Source organism: Paraburkholderia strydomiana, from assembly GCF_031456815.1.
Lineage (GTDB): Bacteria > Pseudomonadota > Gammaproteobacteria > Burkholderiales > Burkholderiaceae > Paraburkholderia > Paraburkholderia caledonica.
The window spans coordinates 48,005-70,984 of sequence record NZ_JAVDVL010000008.1; the positions used below are offsets into that span (position 1 = coordinate 48,005).

Genomic DNA, 22,980 nt, shown 5'->3' on the forward strand with positions numbered 1-22,980 from the left:
CTCTCACCCGCTCTCATGATGCCGCTCCATGCGCGACGCCGGCGTCGCGGTTCGCGAATGCCTTGAGGTCGAACCCGGGATCGTTCACGTCTTCTACGCTTAGCCGCGTACCGGTTGAGAGCAGCTTGCGTGCGAGCATATGGTCTTGCGGCCGGTTGATGCTGTCCACAGCAACGAGCCTGTCGTCGCGAAAGTAGAACAGCGAAAACTTGCCTTCGTCGACAGAGCCGCGCACCGCGAAATCGGTGAACCCCGTATTGACGCCGGCCATTTGCAGCTTCAGATCGTATTGATCCGACCAGAACCAGGGCACCGCGCGATAGGGCTCGCGTCGCCCGAGGACCGATGCCGCTGCTGTCCTCGCCATATCGTTTGCGTTCTGCACCGACTCGATGCGGCAGGCGGCGCTGCCCGCCGGCGCCCAGTACGGCACAAAAGCCGCACAATCGCCGGCGGCGACGATTGACGGGTCGCTGGTGCGCGCACACGCATCCACGACGATGCCGCCCGCCACATCCAATCCGCAGCCCGCAGCGAGTTCTGTATTCGGTAGCACGCCAATGCCGACTACGACGAGATCGCACGACAACCGCGCACCGTCGTCCAGGTCGACGGCGACGCCGTCTGCTACATCGTGAATAGCGACTACTTTCCGTCCCAGCGCAAGCGACACACCGTGCCTTGTATGAGCGCGGTGCATGACGACGGAGATAGATGGTGAAGCAACACGCGCAAGCACGCGCGCCTCGGTCTCCACGACCGTGACATCGAGGCCTTTCTGACGCAGCGATGCCGCCGCTTCGAGGCCGATGTATCCGCCGCCCACCACGACCGCACGCCGCGCGGTTTGCGTGCGCTCAACGAGGCGTCTTGCATCGCGCAGATCTCGCAAGTAGTGAACCGCATCGTGCGACGCGCCTTTGCAATCGAGCTTGCGCACACGCGCGCCTGTGGTCAGCGCGAGATGGTCGTAGGCGAGCCGCGCACCGTCGTGCAACTCGATTTGTTTGCGTTCGCGGTCGATGCGCAGCGCGCGCGTCGAAGGCATCCATTGAATTCGCATTTCGCCGTAAAACGCCGGCGAGCGCAGCGGCAGGCGTTCTTCCGCGAAGCTGCCCGTCAGAAAACCTTTGGATAACGGCGGACGCTGATAGGGCGCGTGAGGTTCGTCGCCGATCAGCACGATATCGCCGTCGTGACCCGACTCTCTCGCGGATGCCGCGAGTTGCAGCCCCGCGTACGACGCGCCGACAATCACAAGCCTGGGTTTCATGATCTCATCCCTGCTTTTCGGGTATCCGCACGACAAGTCCGCTCATCGTCGATGCAACGACGAGCTGGCAACTGAGCCGGCTTTCCGGACGACGTTCGGCCGCTACGCCTTCGAGCAGTTCCTCCTCTGCATCGTCGGGCGCCGAAAGCTCGGCCGTCGAAGAAGGGTCGATATAGACGTGGCATGTCGCGCACGACAGGCACCCGCCACACTCGGCCTCGATGCCGCGCACATTGTTATGGATCGCGGCCTCCATCACGCTGGTACCGGCGGGCACTTCTATTTCAGTGCGTTTACCGTCGCGCAGAATATAAGTGACGATAGGCATCACATGTCTCCTTGATGATTGGGCGCACTCAAAACGTTTCGAAGTACTCGCGGTGTTCCCAGTCGGTTACTTCGAGATTGAAGCGGTTGATCTCCGCCTCCTTGAGCTTGCAGAAGTAGTCGATGAAGGCGCCGCCGAAACCTTCGCGCAGGCATTCGTCCGCACGCAGTGCGTCGAGCGCGTCGCCGAGTGAACGGGGCAGCGATTGCGCTTCAGTCTCATACGGTGTATCCGCTGAAGGCGGCAACTCCAGCTTGCGCTGCAACCCGTCGAGCCCCGATAGCACCTGCGAGCCGAAATACAGATACGGGTTCGCCGTAGGTTCGCCGACGCGGTTCTCCACGCGCGTCGCCGGATCGTTCGGACCGCCCAGCACGCGCAGCATGACGCCGCGGTTGTCACATCCCCAATTCGCGCGATCGGGCGCATTCGAATAGGGCCGATACCGCCTGTAGCCGTTGATTGTCGGCGTCGATAAAGCAGTAGCCGCTTGCGCATGAGCGAGCAGACCCGCAAGGTACGCTTGCCCCACAGACGAAAGCGGCGCAGTTGCATCGGACGGCATGAATGCGTTGCTGCCATTGTCGATATGCACGAGCGACTGGTGCAGATGCCATCCGCTCGACACCACGTTCGGAATGCGCGGCCGGCACATGAAAGTCGCGTGATAGCCGTTGCGCTGGCATATCTGTTTGACGGCGCTGCGAAAGAGGATCATGTCGTCGGCGCTTTTGATTCCCTTCGTCGGCGCAAAGGTGAACTCGAACTGACTCGGTCCGTACTCGACTTCGAGTGACCGCACGGGAAGCTCAAGCCCGTCGATCCCATTACGCAGCATTTCCATGACGTGATCTACGGCGTCGTATCGCAGCTCGGTCAGATACTGGTAGCCGTGCGACAGCAGTTCGACATCGGGCGGCAGGCCGGGCTGGCCAGAATGCTCGGGCTTCATATTCGGGTTCGTGAGCTTGAATACATGAAACTCGACTTCGAGGCCGCTGACCAGTTCGAACCCCTGGTTCGCGAGCCGCTCCAGCGCGCGGCGGAATAGATGCCGCGTGCCGAAGGGCACGGGCCTGCCGTTAGGGAAGTACAGATCGCAGAGCACCCAGCCTGTATGCGGTGCCCAAGGCAAAATTCGAAACGTCTGCGGATCGGCGATCATCAGCGTGTCGCACGCTCCCTGCATCTCGGGCATGCCGAATCCGCCGCCTGCGGTAAACACCGGAAACACGGTGCGATGCGACGTATCCTTGGCAAGCAATGTGCTCGTCAGTGTCACGCCGGATTCGAAGGCTTTGATTGCATCGGCGACGACAAGCGTCTTGCCGCGCAACAGTCCATGCTGGTCGGGAAACGAGAATCGCACGACCTGTACCGCACTTTCCTTCAGCCGCTCCAGAAGCTGCACGAAGGCCGCGTTCTGCGCGTCGGTCCAAAGACCATGGGTTTTAACGAAAGACATGTCTCTTTCGCGCAGCCTGAAAGCCGCGCGCTCCGTTCCGGTTGGGATAGCGGCTCAGGCCTTGGGCGCGGGCCAGGGCGCGGCAGCGCGGCGGCTCGCATCCGCTTCCTTCCAGTACTCGTCCCAACGCTCAGCGGGAGCAATGCCGTCGATCGACGCGGGCCCGGTCAGGTGTGCCGCCGCCTCTTCGTCGATCACCATCAACGTCTTTTCGCCGGCTTGCGTTTTTTCTATTGCGTCGACGAGCAGCCGCCGGTACGCCATGATTCCCTTGTCAGTCGTGCCCAGATGCTCTCGCGTGCGATCCTGAATGGGCCCTTGCGACTCCACCGCCCACTGATCGTGCACGTTGATGTCGAAGCCCATACCCGTGTACGTTTCCGTCAATTGCTCGTGCACGTTGAAGCCGTATTGGTTGCGCTTGTTCCTGCGCGATATGTAATCGGGCAATTCGTACAGTTCGAGCCGCTGTTCACGCATCTGCTGCTTGTTCGTCGGCGCGCCGAAGCTCGTGAAGATTGCGTACCAGTAGCAGTTCTCGTCGTCGACGGGAACGTGCCACTGCGTAATGGTCATCTCAGCGCTCATCGGAATCACGAAAGCCTGAGGGAACACGACGTTCGTCACACGCACATGCGTGTGCTCGTCGTCGATCGGACGCTTTGCGATTAGCCGAAGACCGTAGTCGGCCGGGCTGACGAGAATTTCAGGTGACTCATATTCGCGCAGCACCTTGGTAATGGGCATATTCGAGTCCGCCGACGCGCCGCGAAATTGCTTGCCATAGCTTGCGCTCACATCTTCGTCTTCAAAGAAGCGATGAAGAAACGATGCGTGCGCGGGGTCGATGCCCACCTCGAGTGCCTGCAACCAGTTGCATTCGAATAGTCCCTTGAACGCGAATGTGTACTCGTTCGGCGCCGCGAAACAGTCGAAGTGGGGGAACGCCGGTGGCTCACCTTTGCCGATGTAGGCGAACAGAATGCCGCTGTGTTCGATCACCGGATACGCGCTCTGACGAACCCGCTTGCACAGCGAGCTGCCAACCGGTTCTCCCGGCGTGGACAGACACTGGCCGTCGACGTCGAAAAGCCAGCCGTGAAAAGCGCAGCGCAAGCCCCCTGCTTCGAGTCGGCCGGCGGCGAGATCCGCGCCGCGGTGCGGGCAATCGCGGTCGAGCATTCCGTAACGGCCCTGTTCGTCCCTGAATACGACGAAATCCTGACCCATCAGCCGCACCGCGCGTACCGGTCGCACGTTGGGGAGCTCCTCCACCAGCGCGACCGGCTGCCAGTAATTGCGTAACAGTTCGCCTGCCGGCGTGCCTTTGCCGACGCGCGTGATCGCGTCGTTTTGCGCGGAACTCATCATGACACTGTCTCCTTGGATGAATACAAACGATGTTGCGTTGCATGCAGCATCTCGTTTGATTTATGCAAAGAGTAGGCTGTTGAATTCATACATGCAAGCCTTGCATACATCGTTAGTCGCCCGCACCGCGTTTTCACCGCGTGCCCGGATGCCGTGGTCGCGGTTAATTCATTGATTTTATGGCGATTTTCGATGCGTATAGTTGTTTTCCCTACTGCGAGCCTTTCCAGCCCAAGTCGAGGTTTTTGCGCTGTCTGCATACAGCCGAGAACAACACGTCTCAGTCGCCTCCACCGCTGATCCCACGCTCAGCTACAATGCAAAAGCAAGCTGGGCACTGCGCAAGACGGCACGACGCCTTCGGGGGCGAAAGGAGAAACAGAAATGGAGACGCAACAGGAGCGGGTGCTGGTGCATCTGCGCGACCTCATACTCAAGGGTGAGTTCGCCCCTGGCGAGCGCCTGGGCGAGGTGGCCCTTGCCGAACGGCTGCAGGCGTCGCGCACGCCGGTCCGGCTCGCGCTCACCACGCTGGAACAGGAAGGACTCGTCGAGCCGTCGCCCGCAGGCGGTTACGTGATGCGGCGTATCACCGCGGCGGAAATCGCCGACGCGATCGCCGTGCGTGGACATCTGGAAGGCATGGCCGCCCGCCTCGTCGCGGAGCATGGCGTACCGCGTCAACTGTCGAATGCGTTCGCCGAATGCCTGCGCGCGGGCGACAGGTTGCTGGCCAAGTCGGAACTCGACCTCGACGACTATGCCGGCTATACCGACATGAACAACCGGTTTCACAAACTGGTGGTCGATGGCTCCGGCAATGCAGCGCTTATTCGCGCCATCGACATGAACAACCGGCTGCCGTTCGCCGCCGCAAGCGCGATGCTGCCGATGCAATCGGCCATCGAGGAAGGCCGCCAATGGCTTTTCATGGCCCACGAGCAGCATCACAGCCTGGTTCAGGCCATGGAGCGCGGTGAGGGTACGCGGGCGCTTGCGCTGGCCACGGAGCACGTGCAGATCGCGCAGAGGAATCTCGCCTACGCGCTGGAGCGGCCCGAAGTCTGCATGAAGCTCGCGCCCGCGCTGCAACTCGTGGCGGAAGCGGGACTTTAAGTGCGCGGTCCCAACGCGTGACGGATGCAGGCGATGCAGCGAGCGCGCCCCGCTGGGGAAACGCTCGCCTGCACTAGTGCGCGTGTATTGCGCCGCTTAAGCCAAGAATGAAAGTACGACGCTCAAGCGTCGAGAGCGCGCTCATTGGCAAGCCATGCGCGCCATCCGCCAAACTCGGAGATGTCGGTGCCCGCCTGAATGCCATACGGTTCGCACAGGAAACCGGTCACCCACGAGCCATCTGCGAGTTCGATCTTGCCGAGAGCCAGCGGCGACGGAACCGTCGCAATGAATGAACCAAACTCCGAGGCAGGCATCTTCCAGACTTCGACCTCGACTTTCACGCCGCCATCGGCGACTCTCCATAGCCCCGGACGCCGCGTGCCATCCGGCGACGCTGGCAACGCTGCAAGCCGATAGCGCGGCGCCGTCTGCGTGGACTGCTGCAAAAGCGCACCGCGAGAAAGCATGTCCTTATTCAGCGGTAAGCCTTGCATGTGCGCGCCGCATACCGCGACGAGCATTCGATCGTTCGTCGCCTTGCGTTCCTCCGACAGCGCTATCGTGTTTCCACCAACGCATTCGACGCCGCTCGTCCGTTGCAACAGGGCCGCAACGCCCAACAGGTACTGATCGGTAAACGCGCGCCCGAAAACGGTCACGCCCCACGGGAGCCCATTCTTCATGAATGCCGTCGGGCTGGCCACAGCCGCGTAGTCCAACAGGTTCATGAAGTTCGTGTAGTAACCGAGCAGTGAGTTCGGCCCGATCGGATCCTGTTCCAGTTCGGCAAGCGTCACAGGGCGCGGATAGGTCGGCGTGAGGACGCAGTCGAGTGTGTCGATCAATGCATCGCAACGAGCCTTCAATGCCTGAAGCCGATATTGCGCCTGGAACAATTCGACAGCGGTTGCGCCCGGCGCCTTGGCGAGCACGTCGCGAATGACGGGAAGCACCGCGTCCGGCGTCGTCGACATCAATTCGCCTGCCACGCTGTAACGCTCCGCGACCCACGGCCCCTGATAAAGGAGATTTGCGGCTTCAACGAACGGCGCAAAGTCGATCTCGACAGCCTCGCCTCCTGCTGCCTCAAGCATCGCGCGAGCTTTGGCGAATAGCGCCGGACTCTCTGTACATCCCGCGAATTCCAGTTGCGAAGGAACGCCAAATCGGAAAGCGGCCGGTGCGCCGAAAGCTCGCGCGGAATTCCACTGCGGGTTCTTGCGACTGTATGCGTCGCGAGGATCGGTGAGCGCTGTCAGCGAGAGCAGTTCGCTCGCTTCTTCTGCTGTTGCAGTAAAGAACGTGACGCAATCGAGAGTGCGGCAAGCGGGCACTACACCCGCGGTGGACAGAATACCTTTGGTCGGCTTGAGTCCGACGAGATTGTTCAGTCCCGCAGGCACGCGGCCGGACCCGGCCGTGTCGGTACCCAGCGCGAAACTGGCCACACCGAGCGCAACAGCCAACGACGAACCAGCGCTCGAACCGCCGGATGGATAGTCTGGATGCACGCTGTTGCGGCACTTTCCATAAGGCGAGCGAGTGCCGTTAAGACCCGTAGCGAACTGATCGAGATTGGTCTTTCCGAGCGGGATAGCGCCGAGTGCAATCAGTTGCGCGACCAGCGTCGCCGACTCAGTAGGCGTGTAGGCAAAAGCGGGGCACGCAGCGGTGGTCTGAATACCGGCGAGGTCGATGTTGTCCTTGATGGCGAATGGAATGCCGTAAAGCGGCAGGTTCTCGCTGTTCTGCTGATCGAGCCAATCGAGGTATGGCGCGACTTCTTCTTCGGTCAGAAGATGGATGAACAGGTTGAACTCTGCATTGAGCTCCGCGGCTTTTCGAAGAAGCTCATTGACGAGCGTACGAGGCGCAAGGGTTCCGGCACGGTAAGCATTCCGCAATGGCGGAATGCGCAGGTCAAATGTCGACATGTGTGTGTCCTCGTATTCAGTGACGTTCAATGACTGCGATCCGCTGCCCGGCGCGCACAGGCGAGCCCGGACCCACGTAAATCTCGCCGACGGTTCCAGCGCAGGGTGCACACACCGATATTTCCATTTTCATCGACTCGATAATAAGCAGTATGTCGTCTGCGGCAACCACGTCGCCGGGCTTTACCTTCACCTGCCAGAGGCTCCCGGCGATCTCGCTGTCCACTGACACCTCGCCGTCTTCCAGAGGCGCCAGTTGAGCGTCTTCGGCCACGGGCGCCTCGATGGCCTCTTCCGATGTACCCGCTTCTCGCCAGCGTTCACGCTCGGCTTCGAATGCTGCCTGTTGCCGGGACCGGAACTCTTCGATGCTGGCCGATTCGCTCGCAAGGAACGCCTGATAGTCCGGCAGAGAAAGCTCCGACTCCTCGATCCGCAACGGGTAGCGTCCGAGCGGAAAGTCAGCGCGAATGCGCAGCAGTTCTTCGGACGACACTTCGTAGAAGCGGATCTGGTCAAAGAAGCGCAGCAAGTAGGGCTGCCCGCCGAAGTCCGCAACCTTCCGGTAGCGATTCCACATTTGCAGCGTGCGGCCCACGAATTGATAGCCGCCCGGCCCTTCCATTCCGTAGACGCACAGATACGCGCCGCCGATGCCCACCGAGTTCTCTGCGGTCCAGGTGCGCGCCGGGTTGTACTTGGTCGTCACGAGACGGTGGCGCGGGTCGAGCGGCGTCGCGACCGGTGCGCCCAGGTACACATCGCCGAGCCCCATCACGAGATAGTTCGCGTCGAAGACGATGCGCCTGACTGCGTCGATAGACTCGAGATCGTTGATACGGCGAATGAATTCGAGGTTGCTCGGGCACCACGGCGCGTCTTTGCGCACCGTCGTCATGTACTTTTCGATCGCGAGTTGGCACGCGGGGTCGTCCCACGAAAGAGGAATGTGGACGACGCGCGACGGTACGCGAAGGTCCTTCATCAACAGGACTTGCTCCCAGGCCTCCCCTACGACGACAAGCAGTTGCGCAAGAGATAGATCTTCGGGCCGATAATGAATCTGAAGCGAACGTATTCCCGGTGTGAGATCGATCACGCCCGGTAGCGATTTCGCTTCGAGTGCCTGCATCAGTGCATGCCCGCGAAAGCGCGATACGAGGTCGAGCTCCGGCGGCCCAATCTCCAGAAGAAGATGTGTGTCGCCGGACAAGCGTGCCACGAGCCGTTCATCGGCAGCGCCCGAGTCGAGAACAATGGGAGACGTCAGCGAAGAGCGTCTTTCGACTGGTGCGCATTGCACAATCTCAAGGCTCTCCAGCTCGCGGATGCGCTCACGTGCCGCTTCTCGTGCATGCCCGATTTCCACCGGCACGAAACGAACCTTGTCGCCTGCCTTGAGTTGGCCGATGTGCCAAAGGTCCGCTTCGATAATCGTCACCGGACAGACAAAGCCACCCAGACTCGGACCGTCTGGCCCGAGAATCACGGGCATGTCGCCGGTGAAGTCGACGGCACCGACTGCATAGGGATTGTCGTGAATATTCGACGGATGCAGCCCGGCTTCTCCGCCGTCTTCACGCGCCCACTCCGGCTTCGGTCCGATGAGGCGCACGCCGGTGCGACTCGAATTAAAGTGTATTTCCCACTCTGTATCGAGGAACTGCTCGATGTAACGGGCACTGAAGTACTCCGGCGCGCCGTGCGGGCCGTATATCACGCGTATCGTGCGAACGCTTTCCAGCGTTGGCACATTGGAGAGCGCCGCGCCAGCTTGCGTATCCTGCAGTGGATAAAGATGCAGCACGTCGCCCGCCCGAACGGCGCGACCACCATGCCCACCGAACTGGCCCAGCGTGAACGTACTGCGACTTCCCAGATACAGCGCAACGTCGAGGCCGCCGCGCACACACAGATATGCGCGTGCACCGGCGCCCCGAATCGTACCAAGTGCCAGCACGGAACCCGCCCGCACATAGACGCTGGTATTCAGCGGTTGCGTTACGTCGTCCAGCAGCACTGGAATCTCTGCACCAGTAATGGCAATAACGGCGTCGGTGTTGAATCGCAGCGTCGGCCCGCTCATTGTGATTTCGAGAGCAGCCGCTTCCGGCGCGTTGCCGAGCAGGCGATTGCCGAGCCGCATCGCGCGGTCGTCCATGGGACCCGACGGCGGTATGCCCACGGCCCAGAAACCCTGTCGGCCGGGGAAATCCTGCACCGTGGTCTGGGTGCCGCCACTCACCACTTCAATCGTACTCGCTCGATACTTCAGGCCTTCCAGACAGCGGGTCCACGGTTCTCCAGACGCAAAAGGCTCGTCGTCGAGAATCTGGCGCAAGTAGTCGCGGTTTGTTTCGACGCCAAAGATACGGGTGTTCTGCAACGCATCGTTCAGCGCGTGTCGCGCCTCTTCGCGCGTCGGCGACCATGCAATGATCTTTGCGAGCATCGGATCGAAGTACGGCGGCACTTCGCAACCGGATTCAATCCACGTATCGATACGCAGCGCACTTCCGTCGGCCTGCGGAAAAGCGACATCGGTGAGCAGGCCCGGACTCGGTATGAAATCGCGGCCCGGGTCTTCAGCGTAGAGTCGCGCCTGAATCGCATGGCCTCGCGGTGTGAGACCTGCGGCGAGTTCATTCAGCGGCGCAAGCGTTCCTGCTGCGAGTTCGATCATCCAGCGAACGAGGTCGACGCCCCAAACCTGCTCGGTCACACCATGCTCGACCTGCAGACGCGTGTTCACTTCCAGAAAGTAAAACTGCTGAGCGGCGCTGTCATATACGAATTCCACCGTACCGGCAGAGCGATAATCGACCGCCTTTGCAAGCTTGACGGCAGCGTCACACAACGCCTCTGCGATCCCTTCCGGCAAGCAGGGCGCTGGGGTTTCCTCGAGTACCTTCTGATTGCGCCGCTGCACCGAGCAGTCGCGGACACCGAGCGCAATCGCATCTCCCTTTCCATCGCCGAAAACCTGTACTTCGAGATGCCTGGCTCTTTCAATGTACTTCTCGAGGAACACGCCTGAATCGCTGAAGTTGTTCTCGCCAAGGCGTTTAACCGCATCGAAATGCGCACTGAGTTCATCCGCATGCCAACAGACTCGCATGCCGATACCGCCACCGCCGGCCGTGCTTTTCAACATCACCGGATAGCCAATGCTTTCAGCTGCGTCGAGTGCTGCCGGCAAGTCTTCCAGCAAACCGGTGCCGTTCAGCATCGGCACACCCTGCTTGCCCGCGATTTCCCGAGCCGTATGCTTGAGACCGAATGCTCGCAACTGTGCGGGCGTTGGGCCGATGAAGGCGATACCCGCTGCTTCACATGCTTCGCCGAAAGCTGCGTTCTCGGACAGGAACCCATATCCTGGATGAATAGCCTGCACGCCTTTGCGGCGAGCAATCTCGAGGATCTTCGTCGAGTCCAGATAAGTCATCGCTGCAGGACCGTCGCCCAATTCGTGTGCGATTGGCGCTTCGCTCACGTGACGGCTCGCCCTGTCGGCCTCCGAGAAAACGGAGACTCCGGTCACATTGAGTTCGCGCAACGTTCTGAGGATGCGGCAAGCGATTGCACCGCGATTGGCGATGAGTATCTTCTCAAACATGGGAGGAACCCGGATTCAAAGGCGGGCCGTCCCGCCGTGGGAATTTGCAGCCGCGGTCGTCCACGGCCGAAGTCGCATCAGCGATTTGCCAGATTCAGTTGTTCGCGAGTGCAAGTCATGCAGCGTCCGGAGCGAACCAGCAAGAGGAAGTAGATAAAACTGCGAACGCGCTTCAGTCCCATATCAGCAACTCCGCGGGCGTAGGGTTGTAGGCATTGCACGGGTTATTCAACTGCGGGCAGTTCGAAATCAGCACGATGACGTCCATCTCCGCGCGCAACTCGACATACTTGCCCGGCGCGGAAATGCCGTCTTCAAACGTAAGACCGCCTTCGGCAGTGACAGGCACGTTCATGAAGAAGTTGACGTTCGCACTGACGTCCTGTTTGGAAAGGCGGCCGTCATGCGCACAGGCACGCAGGAAGTTGTCGCGGCAGCTGTGCATGTAACGCTTTTCCAGCGCATAACGAACCGTGTTGCTCTCCTGCGCACAGGCACCGCCGAGCGTATCGTGGCGGCCGCAGGTATCGGCAACGATGGTCAACATCGCGTTGCCGCGATTCGAGTACAGAACCGAACCGGCCGTCAGATACAGGCTTTTCTGACGCCGCAGCGTGCGTTGCGGGTCGAATCGCTCGCGAGGGTCGGCAAGGCTATAGAAAAGCGTGTCGACCGCCTGATTGCCTTCGAGATCGACGATGCGCAATGTGCTCCCTGCCTTCACCTCGTGAAGCCACGGTTCGCCCGCCGCGACGGTCTGACGGAAAGCCGCAGTTTCCGGACGTTTGTCACTGACAACAAGTGTGCTAGTCATGAGTCGCCCTCCGCTCAGAGAAAGAATCGTTCGGTGTTGATAAAGCCGCGCACGTTCTCATCGCATGCGGTGCGACATACTTCGGCCACGCCCGGGTCCGCCTCGCTCAATTCGAGCTTCACAGGCTTCGGCGAATATTCGGGGTTTGGGTCGAGCGGATGCTGGATCGCAGTGAGCACGACGAGCGTGTTCATCGGCGCATACAGGTCGACGCAATCGCCGGCCTTCGAGTTGCCCTTCACGAAGCTGAGTGTTCCGTCGTCGCTAACGTCCACACGACTGAAGAGGTTCAGCGTCATCAGCAAGTCGGAGATGGTGAGCCCCCACTTGCTCATCTCGACGAGCAGGTTGTCCGTGCCGTTGCGATAGAAAGCGTTGCGCAATTCCTGGTAGCGCCCGCTCCCGTATCGCTCGAAGACTTCGTCGGCATTCGACACCCCGCCGATGCTGTCATGCCAGCCGCACGTGTCTGCCACGATCGCGGCGAGTACGCGGCCCATGTCCGAATACAGGCAGTGGCCGGCGGTCAGCTTCGCGGTGTGCTGGCATTTCAGCGAATCGGGCAGGTTGAGACGCTCGCTCTTCTCCGTTGCGTTGACCATCATGACGCTCACATTTGCGCCACCGTGCAGGTCGGTCACGCGAAGCGACTGTCCGCGTTTGACGATGAGCGACGTATGACCGCCGCCGGGCACGGTTTCTTCAAGTAACAGATTCATATCCGGTTCCCTTCAGTCCGAGATTGCTTCGAGACTCGACGCGCCTTGCACCGCCGCCTGGGCCAGGTGAACAGCCGACACGGATTCGCGGCTACGGTCGAGCGGAATGTTGTAGGTAATGCGTGCCCCGTAAGCTCCGGGCGCTTGAGGGTCCACCCGAACCTTGTCGAAGACGAGTACGCGGCTGCCCAAGGTGAAACCTTCTTTCAGGTCATGCGTGACCATAAAGATGGTGAGCTTCGATTCGCGCCACAGGTCAGACAGCAACTCGTGCATGTCACGGCGAATGCCGGGATCGAGCGCGCCAAACGGCTCGTCGAGCAGCAGCACGCGGGGCTTCATCATCAGCGCCTGAGCGATTGCAAGGCGTTGCTGCATACCGCCGGAGAGCTGCTGCGGATACTTGTCAGCGGCGGCGCCAAGGCCCACGCGTTCGAGCATCGCGACAGCTTCGTCGCGGGCGCGACGCCGTTGAGCGCCGAAGAGCCGCCCCGTGAACTTCGCTTGTGAAAGCTCCAGTCCAAGCGTCACATTGCGCAGCACAGTGAGATGGTCGAACACCGAGTAGCGTTGAAATACCACGCCACGATGTGCATCCGGCTCGCCCGGCAAGGGTTGTCCATCGAGCAGAATCTGGCCGCGTGTCGCTTGCTCCTGTCCCAACAGAAGTCGAAGAAACGTTGATTTGCCGCATCCCGAGGCGCCGACCATCGAACAGAACTCACCCTCTTTGACGGTCAGATTCAGGCGCTCAAGTACAACCTGATCGCCATACTCTTTCCAGACGTTGCGAACTTCGATCATCGCGCGCCCCCGCCATACCAGGGGAAGCACCACTGCGTGATACGGCGAAGCAGTTCGTCAGTGAGCCAGGCAAGCAGCGTAATCCACGCGACGTACGGCAGAATCAGGTCCATCGATAGATATCGCCGCACGAGGAAAATGCGGTAACCCAAACCATCGGTCGACGCAATCGCCTCAGCCGCGATGAGAAAGAGCCATGCGGCTCCGAGCGAAAGACGCATCGCCGCAAGCAGCCGCGGCAGAAGTTGCGGCAGTACGAGCCGCAAGATCAACGTCCAGCTCGTGGCGCCAAGCGTCTGAGCCTTGACCCACAACTCCGCTGGGATCTCTCTCGCGCGAGCATGCAAGTCCCGAATGATCATTGGCGTGATGCCGACGACGATGAGAACCACCTTCGACAATTCGTCGAGTCCAAACACAATGAAAAGAATCGGCAGCACCGCGAGCGGCGGCACCATCGAGATCACCGTGACGAAAGGCGAGAGCGTTGCACTCACCACCGGAAACGAGCCCGTTGCCACGGCTACCACGAGAGCGATCACCGCACTGACGAAAAGGCCGATTCCAAGTCGTCTCAGGCTCGACAGCGTGTCGGCCCACAACAGGTACTCACCGGTGCGCTTGTCCTCGGTGAATGCGACTGCTTTCACTGCATCGCTCATTTGCACCACGCCCGGCAGCAGCTTGTCATCGGGATTGAGCTTAAGCCGCTCGGCGGACCCCATGAAGTACACAACCAATAGCACGACGAACGGCAGCAGAAGTAGCATCAGGCCGCCGATCCGGCTCGGATGTCGATTGATCAATCTCATGGTGACCGCCTCTTTAAGCCGGGAATATCCGTGTCAGAGCTTGCCCGCGGCAGCCATCTCGACGTAGGTCGGGTCAAAGCGAAGCTTGACGTTGTTCTTGTTGCCGACCACGACGTTTTTATCGAACGCCATGCCCACGGCGTCCGCACTGCGGGCGTCCTGCCCGAGCAGACCATGGTCGAAGGAGAACTTTGCGACGCGCGTCATGATCTTCGGCATGTCAGGGCTGGTGACGAAATCCAGTGCAGCCTTCGGCGTATAGAAAAGTGCCGTTGTGGAAAGCTGACCTCTGAAGTTCGCGAGGTCGGTACCGGAGGCTTTTGCCATTGCAGTCAAAGCCGAGGTACTTTCTGCCGAGTTGGTGTGCATCAACGCGACCATTTCGAACCAGGCCCCGGTCAGTGCTTTTCCGAGTGCGGGATTCGCCTGCAGGGTCTTCGTGTTGACGACCATCATGTCCATGATTTCGCCAGGAATCTTGCTGGAATCGAAGACTTCGGTCACGTTGGGTTGTGCTCTCAGGTCGGCGAGCATCGGGTTCCACGTCACCGCGTTGTGGACGGCAGGCGTCGCGAAAGCGCCTGAAATATCGGCGTCGGACGTGTTCACTACCTTGAGGTCGCGCTCGCTCATATGCGCGCTTTCCAATGCGCGGGCGAGCAGGTAATGCGACACGGAGAACTGCACGAGATTGATCTGCTGTCCCTTCAGATCGGCAATCTGTTTGCCTTTGCCCTTCATGAGCACGCCGTCGTTGCCGTTGGAGTAGTCACTGACGATCAACGCTGTCGAATCGACACCGCCCGACGCGGGAATAGTGAGCGCGTCCATATTGGTCATTGCACAGCCGTCGAACTTGCCGGCGGTGTACTGATTGATCGACTCGACGTAGTCGTTCAACTGCACGACATCGATGTTGATGCCGTATTTTTTTGCCCACTTAGAGACAATGCCTTGAGTCTTCGCCTGACCCCACGGCATCCAGCCCGCGTAGATGGTCCAGCAAACCTTGAAGTCGTTGCGGCCCGCGGCGAACGCGGCACTGGAGGCGAATGTGGCGAGGGAGATGGCGGCAATGCCAAGACAGCGAGCGAGCTTGCGCATGAGGTTGACCTCGGAGGGGACGGTTAGCGACGGCAGGGAGCAGCGCAAACATCGCGTTCTCTCCCGGGCTTTTATCCCGCCGTGTAACCTCGCCTGAGGTCGACAGCTCTCGGACCAGCGCCTGCGCGAAGCAGGCCGGAACCCTAGCCGTCCATTTCCAAATTGTTTGACGAACCGGATGATGCGCCGGCTCCTTGCCCACTCCCTTAAGCGGGAAGCGTGCCAACGAAGAAGTTGCTGTTTTTCCGCGCGTCAGGCGTTGTTTGTGCCCTCGTGCGGTGACGACCTGCACTGCGATGCGCCAATGCGCACTCTTTTCGGGCATAGCGGCCCGGTTCCGGTCCGGTTAGCCGGAACTGGATGGTAGGCCGTGGCGGATTCGAACCGCCGACCAACGGATTAAAAGTCCGCTGCTCTACCAGCTGAGCTAACGGCCCGGTCCCCTCGCGCCTGTTCGCCGCCAGGCGCTTATGACGCTCTGCGATGCAATCCCTATCGGGCTAGCCAATTTCTATGTTGCGGCTCGCGGCCCGCGTCGGCTCCTGCTTCGGTACGGTTAGAGTCAGCACGCCTTTGTCGAACCTGGCCAGCGTGCGCTCAGGATCGGCGTTCTCCGGCATGGGGATGGTGCGCACGAACCTTCCGTATGCACGTTCGAGCCGATAGCAGCCGTCTTCCTCGCTGTGCACGTCCTGCTTCTTCTCGCCGCGCAATACGAGTGCGCCGTCCTCGGCGCTCACTGTCAGGTCGTCGCGCTCCATGCCGGGCAGTTCGACCGTCACGCGCAATATCTTGCCTTCGTCGACCACGTCGATACGCGGCTGGAAGCGCGACGAACTGAAGTCGCCAAACCATCGCTCGAGCGCGCCGCGGCCTGCGAACGGGTCGTGAAAGAACTCCTCGACGGCACGCCAGGAATCGCGAGGAAAGAGCCGCGAAATGTCAGGCCACGCCGCCCGCCATTGGTCGCTCGACGGCGGCGCCGAAGTATTTGCCGAGGCATTCTCCGCCTCGGGCTTGCGGCCCGTGCCGCGCAGAAACTTGAACGGGTTCCATTTTTTATCGCTCATGATGTTGCTCCCTCGCCCTGTGGGGCGAACCGGACCACGCGCTCCAGCTCGCCGATCAGGGAAATCTATCCACTGACAAACAAATCGAAACACGCAGCGCGTGCAACGCGACTGCTGAGCGAAAATAAAATAGGCCGACGGCCAAGGTTTTTCAAGTACGCGTTTCGCAAACGATACCGCGCGCCGGCTACCTCGCCAGCCGAAAAATCTTGTTACAAAGTCCCTCGCAAATATCCTCTTGAAGTCGCTCTGAAAATCCTTATTTCGCTTTCCGCCAGCATGCTGGCGACGGCTGCGGTCTCCGCGCCGGAACTCGATTACTGAAAAGTTTGGCTGGCATTGCCGTGTTTATATCCGGCACGGCTCCGGTTCGGCTCGCTGCCGGTTCGCGACTGACGGAGCCGCTTTTTGCAGGAGCCGCAGCCACCTTGAGTGAGGTTCGAATACCTATGGAACTGACGCTCACCATCGACTCGCGTCCGCTGACGCTGGAACTCGACGACGTCGTCGCCGGGCTCCTCGCGGTACGCCTGAACTTGCCCTCCGACACCGACACGCGCGCCGCGCTGTGCCGCTATCTGAGCGACGCAGGCGGCCCGTGGCTGCTCGACGAGAACCATATGCGCAAGCGCATCCTGCGGCGCCTGATACTCGATATAGCCGACCCTGCGCTGGTGATTCGCTATCTGATGATCGAGCAGCCCCATTGACGGACGCTAGCTGGAGTACTTCAAGCTCCAGGTGAACGTACGGTTGCCGCCCGCATTCAGCGTGAAAGGCTGCGTGGTACACGCAAACTTCGAATGCAACTGGCCGATTGGCGTTGTCGACAATGGGTTTGTCACGCCGCCCGCCGTGTCGAAGTTCGACAGCGCGCAACCGTCGAAGCCGGTCGTGCCGTAAGCAGTCGCGCTGCTATTGGCGTAGTTGACCGAGAAGCCGTCGCCGTTGGCTGTCGTCTTCTGGAAATCGGCGAACGAAGTGAAATCCGTTTCGACGGCCAGATTGCCGGTCAGCGTTGCCGAGCTTAACGTATCGGTTCGCGTCAGCGTGCCGCGACCGAACGTGAGAACGGTGTGAGCCTGCAAATCGAGGTCGGTGGAAAACGCTGCGTTCTTTGTGGCTTGTCTGAACTTTGCGGTATCGAACGATACGATCACCTGGCCATTGCTTTGCGTGACGCTCAGATTTTTATAGTACGTGACCGGTATGTACGTCTTGCCGTTGTACGACACTTGCGGAATGAGCAGCGCATAGCCGAGGTCCGTCGTGCCGTAAATAAGCTTGTCGGAGAAAGGAACAGGGTAATACGGCGTGTACGAGTTGTAGTCTGGCGCCTGGCTGAGGTTCAGATTGATGACCCGATTGCCGTCCCGTACCGTGACAAGCGCCGCGCTGTACGGGTGCGCGGTATCGGTGGGCTGGTTGTACCAGGTGAGCGTATAACGCGGCCTCGCATCGAGCCAGGTCTGGAAGTCGGAATCCGGCATAGGCGCCTTGCCGCCGAAGCCAAGCTTGCTCCACCACGCATCCACATACATGTACTGATGCAGCAGGCTGAAGTTCTCACCCATTACGCGTGGCTTGCCGCGGTATGTGTCGGTGCCACGGCCTTTCACCCACATATTCACCGAAGGAGTCGGCAACGTCGGGTCATACCAGAACGTCTCGTAGCGATGAGCCGCCTTATAGATGAACGTATAGGCAATCTGCATTTCCTGCGGCGTCAACACGCCCGCATTGGCCGCGGCCGTGAGCACTTCCATGAATGCCGAGTCGCCATAAGGACCGATGGAGCGCCCGTAGTTGAAGCCCTCGCCGTCGGCATTCAGTTGCGGGAGAATGAGATCCACCGATTTTCTCAAATAGCCCTTCAATTCCGGCGTGAGATTGGCCTCATTACCCATTTCCAGCGTGCGCTCCACCACTTCGCCGATCAGCAACGTGCTGTATCTGTCGAAACGCGCCTTGTCGTAATAGGTCGTGTGCGTGTTCGACGCTTCGTCGGAAAAGCCGCCGGACGAATCGTTGCGAATGTGGTTGGCGAGCGTGTACAACAAGGCGTCGCGTGCGCTCATCGTCGCGACGGCCGGGTCGGTGGCAGACGAGAAAGTCGGATTGCTCCATCCGAGCTTTTGCCGCAGTCCTGCAATACCGTACGAGACAGCGTAATAGTTCTGCGCGGTGTTGAGCGATGCAACGTCGATCGGCACGCCGGCAGCAGGGCATGTGTTGGTCTTGCCGCTGGAGTCTGCGCCGAACATGTCGCAAAACGTCAGGCGGTTTTGCAGCGTAGCCAGCATGGCGTCGCTGAATACTTCATTCAGCATGCCGCGCGCCTTGAAATTGTTCAGGGCAACCAGGTAATAGTATTCGCCCCACGACGTGTTCGCATACAGGTAATCCGCGCCGCTTGTCTGGCTCATCATCGCGGTGGTGACCTTCTGGTACGTCGCCAGGTAGTCCGCATACTTCGGGTCGCCCTTGGCCTTCATATCGATCAGGATGTACGAAAGGCCGAGCGCCAGCTTGCCGGGCAGAAACTTGTCGCCGGTGTTGGTGTCGAGCACGTGTACCGGACTGCCGTCCCCGAGATCCATCACGACCTGCGTAAAGTCCGGCGCCTTTCTGATCAGGTCGAACAGCGCACGCATCTGGCCCATCATCGTAATGGGTACATCGGTCCCGGCCGGGACGCTGGTATCGCTCGCGCCGTAGACGATTGAATGAAGAGAAGGCGTGGGCGTCGCGGCAGGCGGCTGGATCGTATCGCTGCCGCCTCCGCACGCCGTCATGAGAAGAGTCAGCGCACTCGCGGCACAGACGCCGCGCGGATCTAGTGGGGAACGCATGTTTGTCTCCTGACTGGAATGGATGGAGCGCAACTGGCCTCCGAACAACTTAAGAAAACGATTAACTTTTCGTCAGAACTGAATGCTCGCACCACTGCGCCATTGGGCACAATCCTAGGTAAACTCAGTACTGGAAAATCGCGCGCAAAGCTTCTATGCTTAGAAAAACGTTTTCCTAATTAGGTCCAAATCGTCGACTCGGCGCTGTTGCACTGCGTCGCACGTGACGGGCTTGGGGCCCTCGTCGCCCGGTATATAAAGCGCAGCGCGACGAGCGAGGCTGCGCGACGGAGACATCCATGCAAACTGCTGTACTCGGTCTAGCCCGTACTGCCAGCCGCTATCGCTGGACGGTGTGCGCGCTGCTGTTCTTCGCGACGGTCATCAACTACATGGATCGGCAGATTCTCGGTCTGCTCGCGCCGCTGCTGCAGCACGACATCGGCTGGAGCCAGGTGCAGTACGGCCGCATCGTGATCGCGTTCTCCGCGTTTTATGCAGTGGGATTGCTGTGCTTCGGCAGGATCGTCGACTGGCTCGGCACGCGAATTTCCTACGCGCTTGCCATGCTCATATGGAGTATTGCCGCGATGCTGCACGCCGCAGTAGGCTCGGTAACCGGCTTCGCAATGGTGCGCGCGCTGCTGGGCATAGGCGAAGGCGGCAATTTCCCGGCCGCGATCAAGACCACCGCTGAGTGGTTCCCGCGGCGCGAGCGTGCGCTGGCAACCGGCATCTTCAACTCAGGCGCGAACATCGGCGCAGTGTTCGCGCCCGCGATCATCCCGCCGCTTGCACTGGCGTTCGGCTGGCGCTCGGCGTTCGTGATCATCGGCGCGCTGGGCATTGTGTGGCTCGCCGTATGGTTCGCTTTCTACCGCTCGGCTGAACCGCGTTCACACGACGACGATCTTGAAGAAGCCCGCGACGAAGTCGAAGCGCTCGATGCCGCCAACGCCAACGCCCGCGCGCCCGGTTGGGGCGTGCTGATTCGCAAGCGGCAAACCTGGGCGTTCCTGATCGGCAAATTCCTGACCGATCCGGTGTGGTGGTTTTATCTGTTCTGGCTGCCGAAGTGGCTCAACGAGTCGCGCGGCATGGACATGCAGCACATCGGCCTGCCGCTGGTTTGTATCTATGCGATGACGACCGTGGGCAGCATCGGCGGCGGCTGGCTTTCGTCGGCGTTGCTGCGTGCAGGCTGGAGCGTGAACGCCGCGCGCAAAACAGCGATGTTCATCTGCGCGTGTTGCGTGTTGCCGATCGCGTTCGTCTCGCAGGTGGACAACCTGTGGGGCGCGGTTGCGATCGTCGGCCTCGCGGCGGCAGCGCATCAGGGCTGGTCCGCGAATCTCTTCACCACGGCGTCGGACCTTTTTCCGAAGCGCGCGCTTGGCGCGGTCGTCGGCATCGGCGGGATGGCTGGTTCGATTGGGGGCGTGCTGTTCTCGGAAGTGATCGGACAGGTGCTGCAACGCACCGGTCACTACTGGGTGCTGTTCGCAATCGGCGCGCTCGCCTATCTCATCGCGTTTGCCGTGATGCACATGCTGACGCCGCGCATGGCGCCGGCGAAGTTCGAAGCGTGAATGCGTGAGAAGCGTGAGTGAGAGCGCGACGCATGTCAGCCGCAGGCCGCCGTCGATTCACGGACGATGAGCCTCGGCTCGAACATCGAATGTCCTGTGTCGGGGTGGCCCGCAAGTGCGTCGATCAGTTTTTGCATCGCGAGCTCGCCCATCTTCTCGCTTTGAATATCGACCGTTGTCAGCGCCGGCGCCGCGAATTCGCCGTACGGAACGTTGTCGACGCCAGTTACGGACAACTCCTGCGGCACCTTGATACCCAGCGACGCCGCCTCTTTCATGAAGCCAAGCGCGATCAGGTCGTTATAGCAGATCACCGCATGCGGCCTGCGCGGGCCGAGCATGACGCGCGAACATGCATGTTCGCCGGCATGAGAGGTCGGCGCATGCGCGTCGTAGACATCGAGCGTCAGGCCAGCTTCTTCGAGACACTCGCGCGCGCCGCGAATCCGCTCGTCGTTGATGCGTGCCTGTCCAAAGCCGAGGTAAGCAATTTGACGATGTCCGAGGTTTAGCAGATGTCGCGCGAGCATGTAGGTGGCAAGCCGGTTGTCGATGCCCACACTCGGAATCGGCAACGTATCGCTGTGCCGCAGCAGCACGAGTGGCTTGCCGAGATCGAGCAACCATTGCGACTCGCTGTCGGACATGCGCGAACTGAGGATCAGCCCGTCCACGCGCTGCGCAAGCGCTTCGATCAACGGCCGTTCGCGCGCCTGGTTTTCGTCGGTATCGACGAGCAGCAGCGTGTAATCGTGGCGCAGCGCAATGCGGTTCGCGCCCTTCACGACGTTGGTGAAGTGCGGATTGCTGATGTCGAGAATCGTCAGCCCGATTGCGCGCGTGCGGCCGGTGATCATGGATCGCGCGAGCGGATTCGAACGGTAGCCGAGCTCTTCGATCGCGGCCTTCAGTCGAGCCTCGACCGGCGCGGAAAAGCGCTGCGCGCCGTTCATGTACTTCGACACGGTTGCGACCGAGACACCCGCAGCGGCAGCGACATCGCGAATGGTCGGAGAAAGTTTTTTCATCCCGAAGGTAACGTTTTCTCTTTGTTAACCGATTGTCGCAGAAAAGACCTGATATGCGGGCCTTTCCGACATGCTGAGACGTCCACTAACGCCCGGCTTCGCGTCGCTTCGCCCGCTGTCAAAAACGTTTACCTAACTAGCTACGCTACTTGCAGGAGTTTCACCGATGAGCCAAACGATGACCCAAAACGACGCCGCACCACACAAGCCGTTCCGGCGCCTGCTTCTAACGGGCGCCGCGGGCAACCTCGGCCGCCAGTTGCGCGGCGCGCTCGCCGAATGGGCCGATGTGGTTCGTGTGACCGACATTGCGAGCCTGGGCGAGCCAGCGCCGCATGAGGAAGCGAGCGTGGTGGATCTGGCGGACCGGGAGGCCGTCATGCAACTGGTCGAAGGCGTGGACGCAATCGTGCATCTGGGCGGCATTTCAATCGACGCCCCTTTCGACGACCTGCTCGGCGCGAACATTGCCGGCACGTACAACCTCTATGAGGCGGCACGCAAGCACGGCGTAAAGCGCATTGCGTTTGCCAGTTCGAACCACGTGATCGGTTTTCATCCAGTAACCGAAGTACTCGACGCCGACGCGCCGCAGCGACCCGACACCCTGTACGGCGTGACCAAATGCTTCGGTGAAGCGCTTTCGCGCTACTACTACGATCGCTTCGGCATAGAGACGGTGTGCATGCGCATCGGTTCGTCGTTTGAAGAGCCAAAGAACCCGCGGATGCTCGTCACGTACCTGAGCTATCGCGACTTCATCGAACTCGTGCGCTGCTCGCTGTTCACAAACCGCGTGGGGCATGTGGTGGTGTACGGCGCGTCGGACAATCCGGTCAAGTGGTGGGACAACACCAAAGTCAGTTTCCTTGGCTTCAATCCGCGCGACAGTTCGGCGCCGTTTGCAGAGCGCTTTCCCGCAACGGCGCCTGACGGCTCACGCGACGACCCGGCGCAGCGCTTTCAAGGTGGACCGTTCGTGTTGGGCGAGCCGCTGGAGCGTGAAAACTCGCGATAGCGCATCAACGCAGCGCGGCGCGGCGCATGGCCACAACGCCGCGTGCGGACATTCAACGCACGGC

At 60.6% G+C, this 22,980-nt stretch carries 18 protein-coding genes, 1 tRNA gene and 1 riboswitch; of the genes, 4 read left to right on the forward strand and 15 right to left on the reverse strand.

Annotated elements, in window-relative coordinates:
* Positions 1-13: 13 nt before the first annotated feature.
* The 4 genes from J2W46_RS21345 to J2W46_RS21360 are packed head-to-tail and all read right to left on the reverse strand — an operon-like array spanning position 14 to position 4,437.
* Positions 14-1,273: an NAD(P)/FAD-dependent oxidoreductase gene (locus J2W46_RS21345; RefSeq protein ID WP_310355921.1), complete on the reverse strand. Its 1,260-nt coding sequence runs from the start codon at positions 1,271-1,273 to the stop codon at positions 14-16.
* Between the two features lie 4 nt (positions 1,274-1,277).
* A complete protein-coding gene (locus J2W46_RS21350; RefSeq protein ID WP_020068898.1) occupies positions 1,278-1,601 on the reverse strand; it encodes a 2Fe-2S iron-sulfur cluster-binding protein in 324 nt (107 codons plus the stop codon).
* Positions 1,602-1,629: 28 nt separating this feature from the next.
* On the reverse strand, positions 1,630-3,066 hold the full coding sequence (locus J2W46_RS21355) for a glutamine synthetase family protein (protein WP_088175609.1): 1,437 nt from the start codon (positions 3,064-3,066) through the stop codon (positions 1,630-1,632).
* 54 nt (positions 3,067-3,120) lie between these two features.
* Positions 3,121-4,437: an aromatic ring-hydroxylating dioxygenase subunit alpha gene (locus tag J2W46_RS21360; protein WP_310355925.1), complete on the reverse strand. Its 1,317-nt coding sequence runs from the start codon at positions 4,435-4,437 to the stop codon at positions 3,121-3,123.
* A gap of 384 nt (positions 4,438-4,821) precedes the next feature.
* Between J2W46_RS21360 and J2W46_RS21365 the strand changes: the two genes are divergently transcribed.
* Positions 4,822-5,553 carry a GntR family transcriptional regulator gene (locus J2W46_RS21365; RefSeq protein ID WP_087753096.1) on the forward strand — a complete coding sequence of 244 codons (732 nt, stop codon included), beginning with the start codon at positions 4,822-4,824 and terminating at the stop codon, positions 5,551-5,553.
* A 122-nt stretch (positions 5,554-5,675) separates the two neighbouring features.
* Here J2W46_RS21365 and atzF read toward each other — a convergent pair whose 3' ends face one another.
* The 9 genes from atzF to J2W46_RS21410 form a co-directional block, all read right to left on the reverse strand.
* Positions 5,676-7,490, reverse strand: a complete 1,815-nt coding sequence (gene atzF, locus J2W46_RS21370; RefSeq protein WP_310355927.1) for an allophanate hydrolase — start codon at positions 7,488-7,490, stop codon at positions 5,676-5,678.
* Between the two features lie 16 nt (positions 7,491-7,506).
* Entirely contained in the window at positions 7,507-11,106 is a 3,600-nt protein-coding gene (gene uca / locus J2W46_RS21375) for an urea carboxylase (RefSeq protein WP_310355929.1), read from the reverse strand.
* A gap of 172 nt (positions 11,107-11,278) precedes the next feature.
* Complete coding sequence (locus J2W46_RS21380) at positions 11,279-11,920, reverse strand: urea amidolyase associated protein UAAP2 (protein ID WP_087753093.1); 642 nt, start codon at positions 11,918-11,920, stop codon at positions 11,279-11,281.
* A gap of 14 nt (positions 11,921-11,934) precedes the next feature.
* Complete coding sequence (locus J2W46_RS21385) at positions 11,935-12,639, reverse strand: urea amidolyase associated protein UAAP1 (protein WP_310355932.1); 705 nt, start codon at positions 12,637-12,639, stop codon at positions 11,935-11,937.
* A 12-nt stretch (positions 12,640-12,651) separates the two neighbouring features.
* The gene (locus tag J2W46_RS21390) at positions 12,652-13,443 is read right to left on the reverse strand and encodes an ABC transporter ATP-binding protein (RefSeq protein ID WP_204523191.1); all 792 of its coding nucleotides are present in this window, start codon (positions 13,441-13,443) and stop codon (positions 12,652-12,654) included.
* Positions 13,440-14,255 (reverse strand): ABC transporter permease, encoded by an 816-nt coding sequence (locus J2W46_RS21395; protein WP_087753090.1) that lies wholly within the window; start codon positions 14,253-14,255, stop codon positions 13,440-13,442. Before J2W46_RS21395 ends, J2W46_RS21390 begins: the two co-directional genes overlap by 4 nt.
* Before the next feature lie 33 nt (positions 14,256-14,288).
* On the reverse strand, positions 14,289-15,359 hold the full coding sequence (locus J2W46_RS21400) for a putative urea ABC transporter substrate-binding protein (protein WP_087753089.1): 1,071 nt from the start codon (positions 15,357-15,359) through the stop codon (positions 14,289-14,291).
* 58 nt (positions 15,360-15,417) lie between these two features.
* Positions 15,418-15,517: riboswitch (guanidine-I (ykkC/yxkD leader) on the reverse strand.
* 203 nt (positions 15,518-15,720) lie between these two features.
* A tRNA-Lys gene (locus J2W46_RS21405) sits at positions 15,721-15,796 on the reverse strand.
* A gap of 63 nt (positions 15,797-15,859) precedes the next feature.
* Positions 15,860-16,429: an Hsp20/alpha crystallin family protein gene (locus tag J2W46_RS21410; RefSeq protein WP_020068887.1), complete on the reverse strand. Its 570-nt coding sequence runs from the start codon at positions 16,427-16,429 to the stop codon at positions 15,860-15,862.
* 449 nt (positions 16,430-16,878) lie between these two features.
* Between J2W46_RS21410 and J2W46_RS21415 the strand changes: the two genes are divergently transcribed.
* Positions 16,879-17,139, forward strand: a complete 261-nt coding sequence (locus tag J2W46_RS21415; protein WP_087753088.1) for a hypothetical protein — start codon at positions 16,879-16,881, stop codon at positions 17,137-17,139.
* Positions 17,140-17,145: 6 nt separating this feature from the next.
* Here J2W46_RS21415 and J2W46_RS21420 read toward each other — a convergent pair whose 3' ends face one another.
* Positions 17,146-19,281: a hypothetical protein gene (locus tag J2W46_RS21420; protein WP_310355934.1), complete on the reverse strand. Its 2,136-nt coding sequence runs from the start codon at positions 19,279-19,281 to the stop codon at positions 17,146-17,148.
* A gap of 299 nt (positions 19,282-19,580) precedes the next feature.
* Between J2W46_RS21420 and J2W46_RS21425 the strand changes: the two genes are divergently transcribed.
* Positions 19,581-20,870, forward strand: coding sequence for an MFS transporter (locus tag J2W46_RS21425; protein ID WP_020068884.1), 1,290 nt, complete (start codon positions 19,581-19,583; stop codon positions 20,868-20,870).
* 35 nt (positions 20,871-20,905) lie between these two features.
* Here J2W46_RS21425 and J2W46_RS21430 read toward each other — a convergent pair whose 3' ends face one another.
* A complete protein-coding gene (locus J2W46_RS21430; protein ID WP_020068883.1) occupies positions 20,906-21,898 on the reverse strand; it encodes a LacI family DNA-binding transcriptional regulator in 993 nt (330 codons plus the stop codon).
* A 166-nt stretch (positions 21,899-22,064) separates the two neighbouring features.
* Between J2W46_RS21430 and J2W46_RS21435 the strand changes: the two genes are divergently transcribed.
* Entirely contained in the window at positions 22,065-22,916 is an 852-nt protein-coding gene (locus J2W46_RS21435; protein WP_310355935.1) for an NAD-dependent epimerase/dehydratase family protein, read from the forward strand.
* Positions 22,917-22,980: the final 64 nt, after the last annotated feature.

Coding starts and splice junctions, on each gene's coding strand:
- J2W46_RS21345 (WP_310355921.1), bottom strand. CDS start 1,273: ATGAAACCCAGGCTTGTGATTGTCGGCGCGTCGTACGCGGGGCTGCAA.
- J2W46_RS21350 (WP_020068898.1), bottom strand. CDS start 1,601: ATGCCTATCGTCACTTATATTCTGCGCGACGGTAAACGCACTGAAATA.
- J2W46_RS21355 (WP_088175609.1), bottom strand. CDS start 3,066: ATGTCTTTCGTTAAAACCCATGGTCTTTGGACCGACGCGCAGAACGCG.
- J2W46_RS21360 (WP_310355925.1), bottom strand. CDS start 4,437: ATGATGAGTTCCGCGCAAAACGACGCGATCACGCGCGTCGGCAAAGGC.
- J2W46_RS21365 (WP_087753096.1), top strand. CDS start 4,822: ATGGAGACGCAACAGGAGCGGGTGCTGGTGCATCTGCGCGACCTCATA.
- atzF (WP_310355927.1), bottom strand. CDS start 7,490: ATGTCGACATTTGACCTGCGCATTCCGCCATTGCGGAATGCTTACCGT.
- uca (WP_310355929.1), bottom strand. CDS start 11,106: ATGTTTGAGAAGATACTCATCGCCAATCGCGGTGCAATCGCTTGCCGC.
- J2W46_RS21380 (WP_087753093.1), bottom strand. CDS start 11,920: ATGACTAGCACACTTGTTGTCAGTGACAAACGTCCGGAAACTGCGGCT.
- J2W46_RS21385 (WP_310355932.1), bottom strand. CDS start 12,639: ATGAATCTGTTACTTGAAGAAACCGTGCCCGGCGGCGGTCATACGTCG.
- J2W46_RS21390 (WP_204523191.1), bottom strand. CDS start 13,443: ATGATCGAAGTTCGCAACGTCTGGAAAGAGTATGGCGATCAGGTTGTA.
- J2W46_RS21395 (WP_087753090.1), bottom strand. CDS start 14,255: ATGAGATTGATCAATCGACATCCGAGCCGGATCGGCGGCCTGATGCTA.
- J2W46_RS21400 (WP_087753089.1), bottom strand. CDS start 15,359: ATGCGCAAGCTCGCTCGCTGTCTTGGCATTGCCGCCATCTCCCTCGCC.
- J2W46_RS21410 (WP_020068887.1), bottom strand. CDS start 16,429: ATGAGCGATAAAAAATGGAACCCGTTCAAGTTTCTGCGCGGCACGGGC.
- J2W46_RS21415 (WP_087753088.1), top strand. CDS start 16,879: ATGGAACTGACGCTCACCATCGACTCGCGTCCGCTGACGCTGGAACTC.
- J2W46_RS21420 (WP_310355934.1), bottom strand. CDS start 19,281: ATGCGTTCCCCACTAGATCCGCGCGGCGTCTGTGCCGCGAGTGCGCTG.
- J2W46_RS21425 (WP_020068884.1), top strand. CDS start 19,581: ATGCAAACTGCTGTACTCGGTCTAGCCCGTACTGCCAGCCGCTATCGC.
- J2W46_RS21430 (WP_020068883.1), bottom strand. CDS start 21,898: ATGAAAAAACTTTCTCCGACCATTCGCGATGTCGCTGCCGCTGCGGGT.
- J2W46_RS21435 (WP_310355935.1), top strand. CDS start 22,065: ATGAGCCAAACGATGACCCAAAACGACGCCGCACCACACAAGCCGTTC.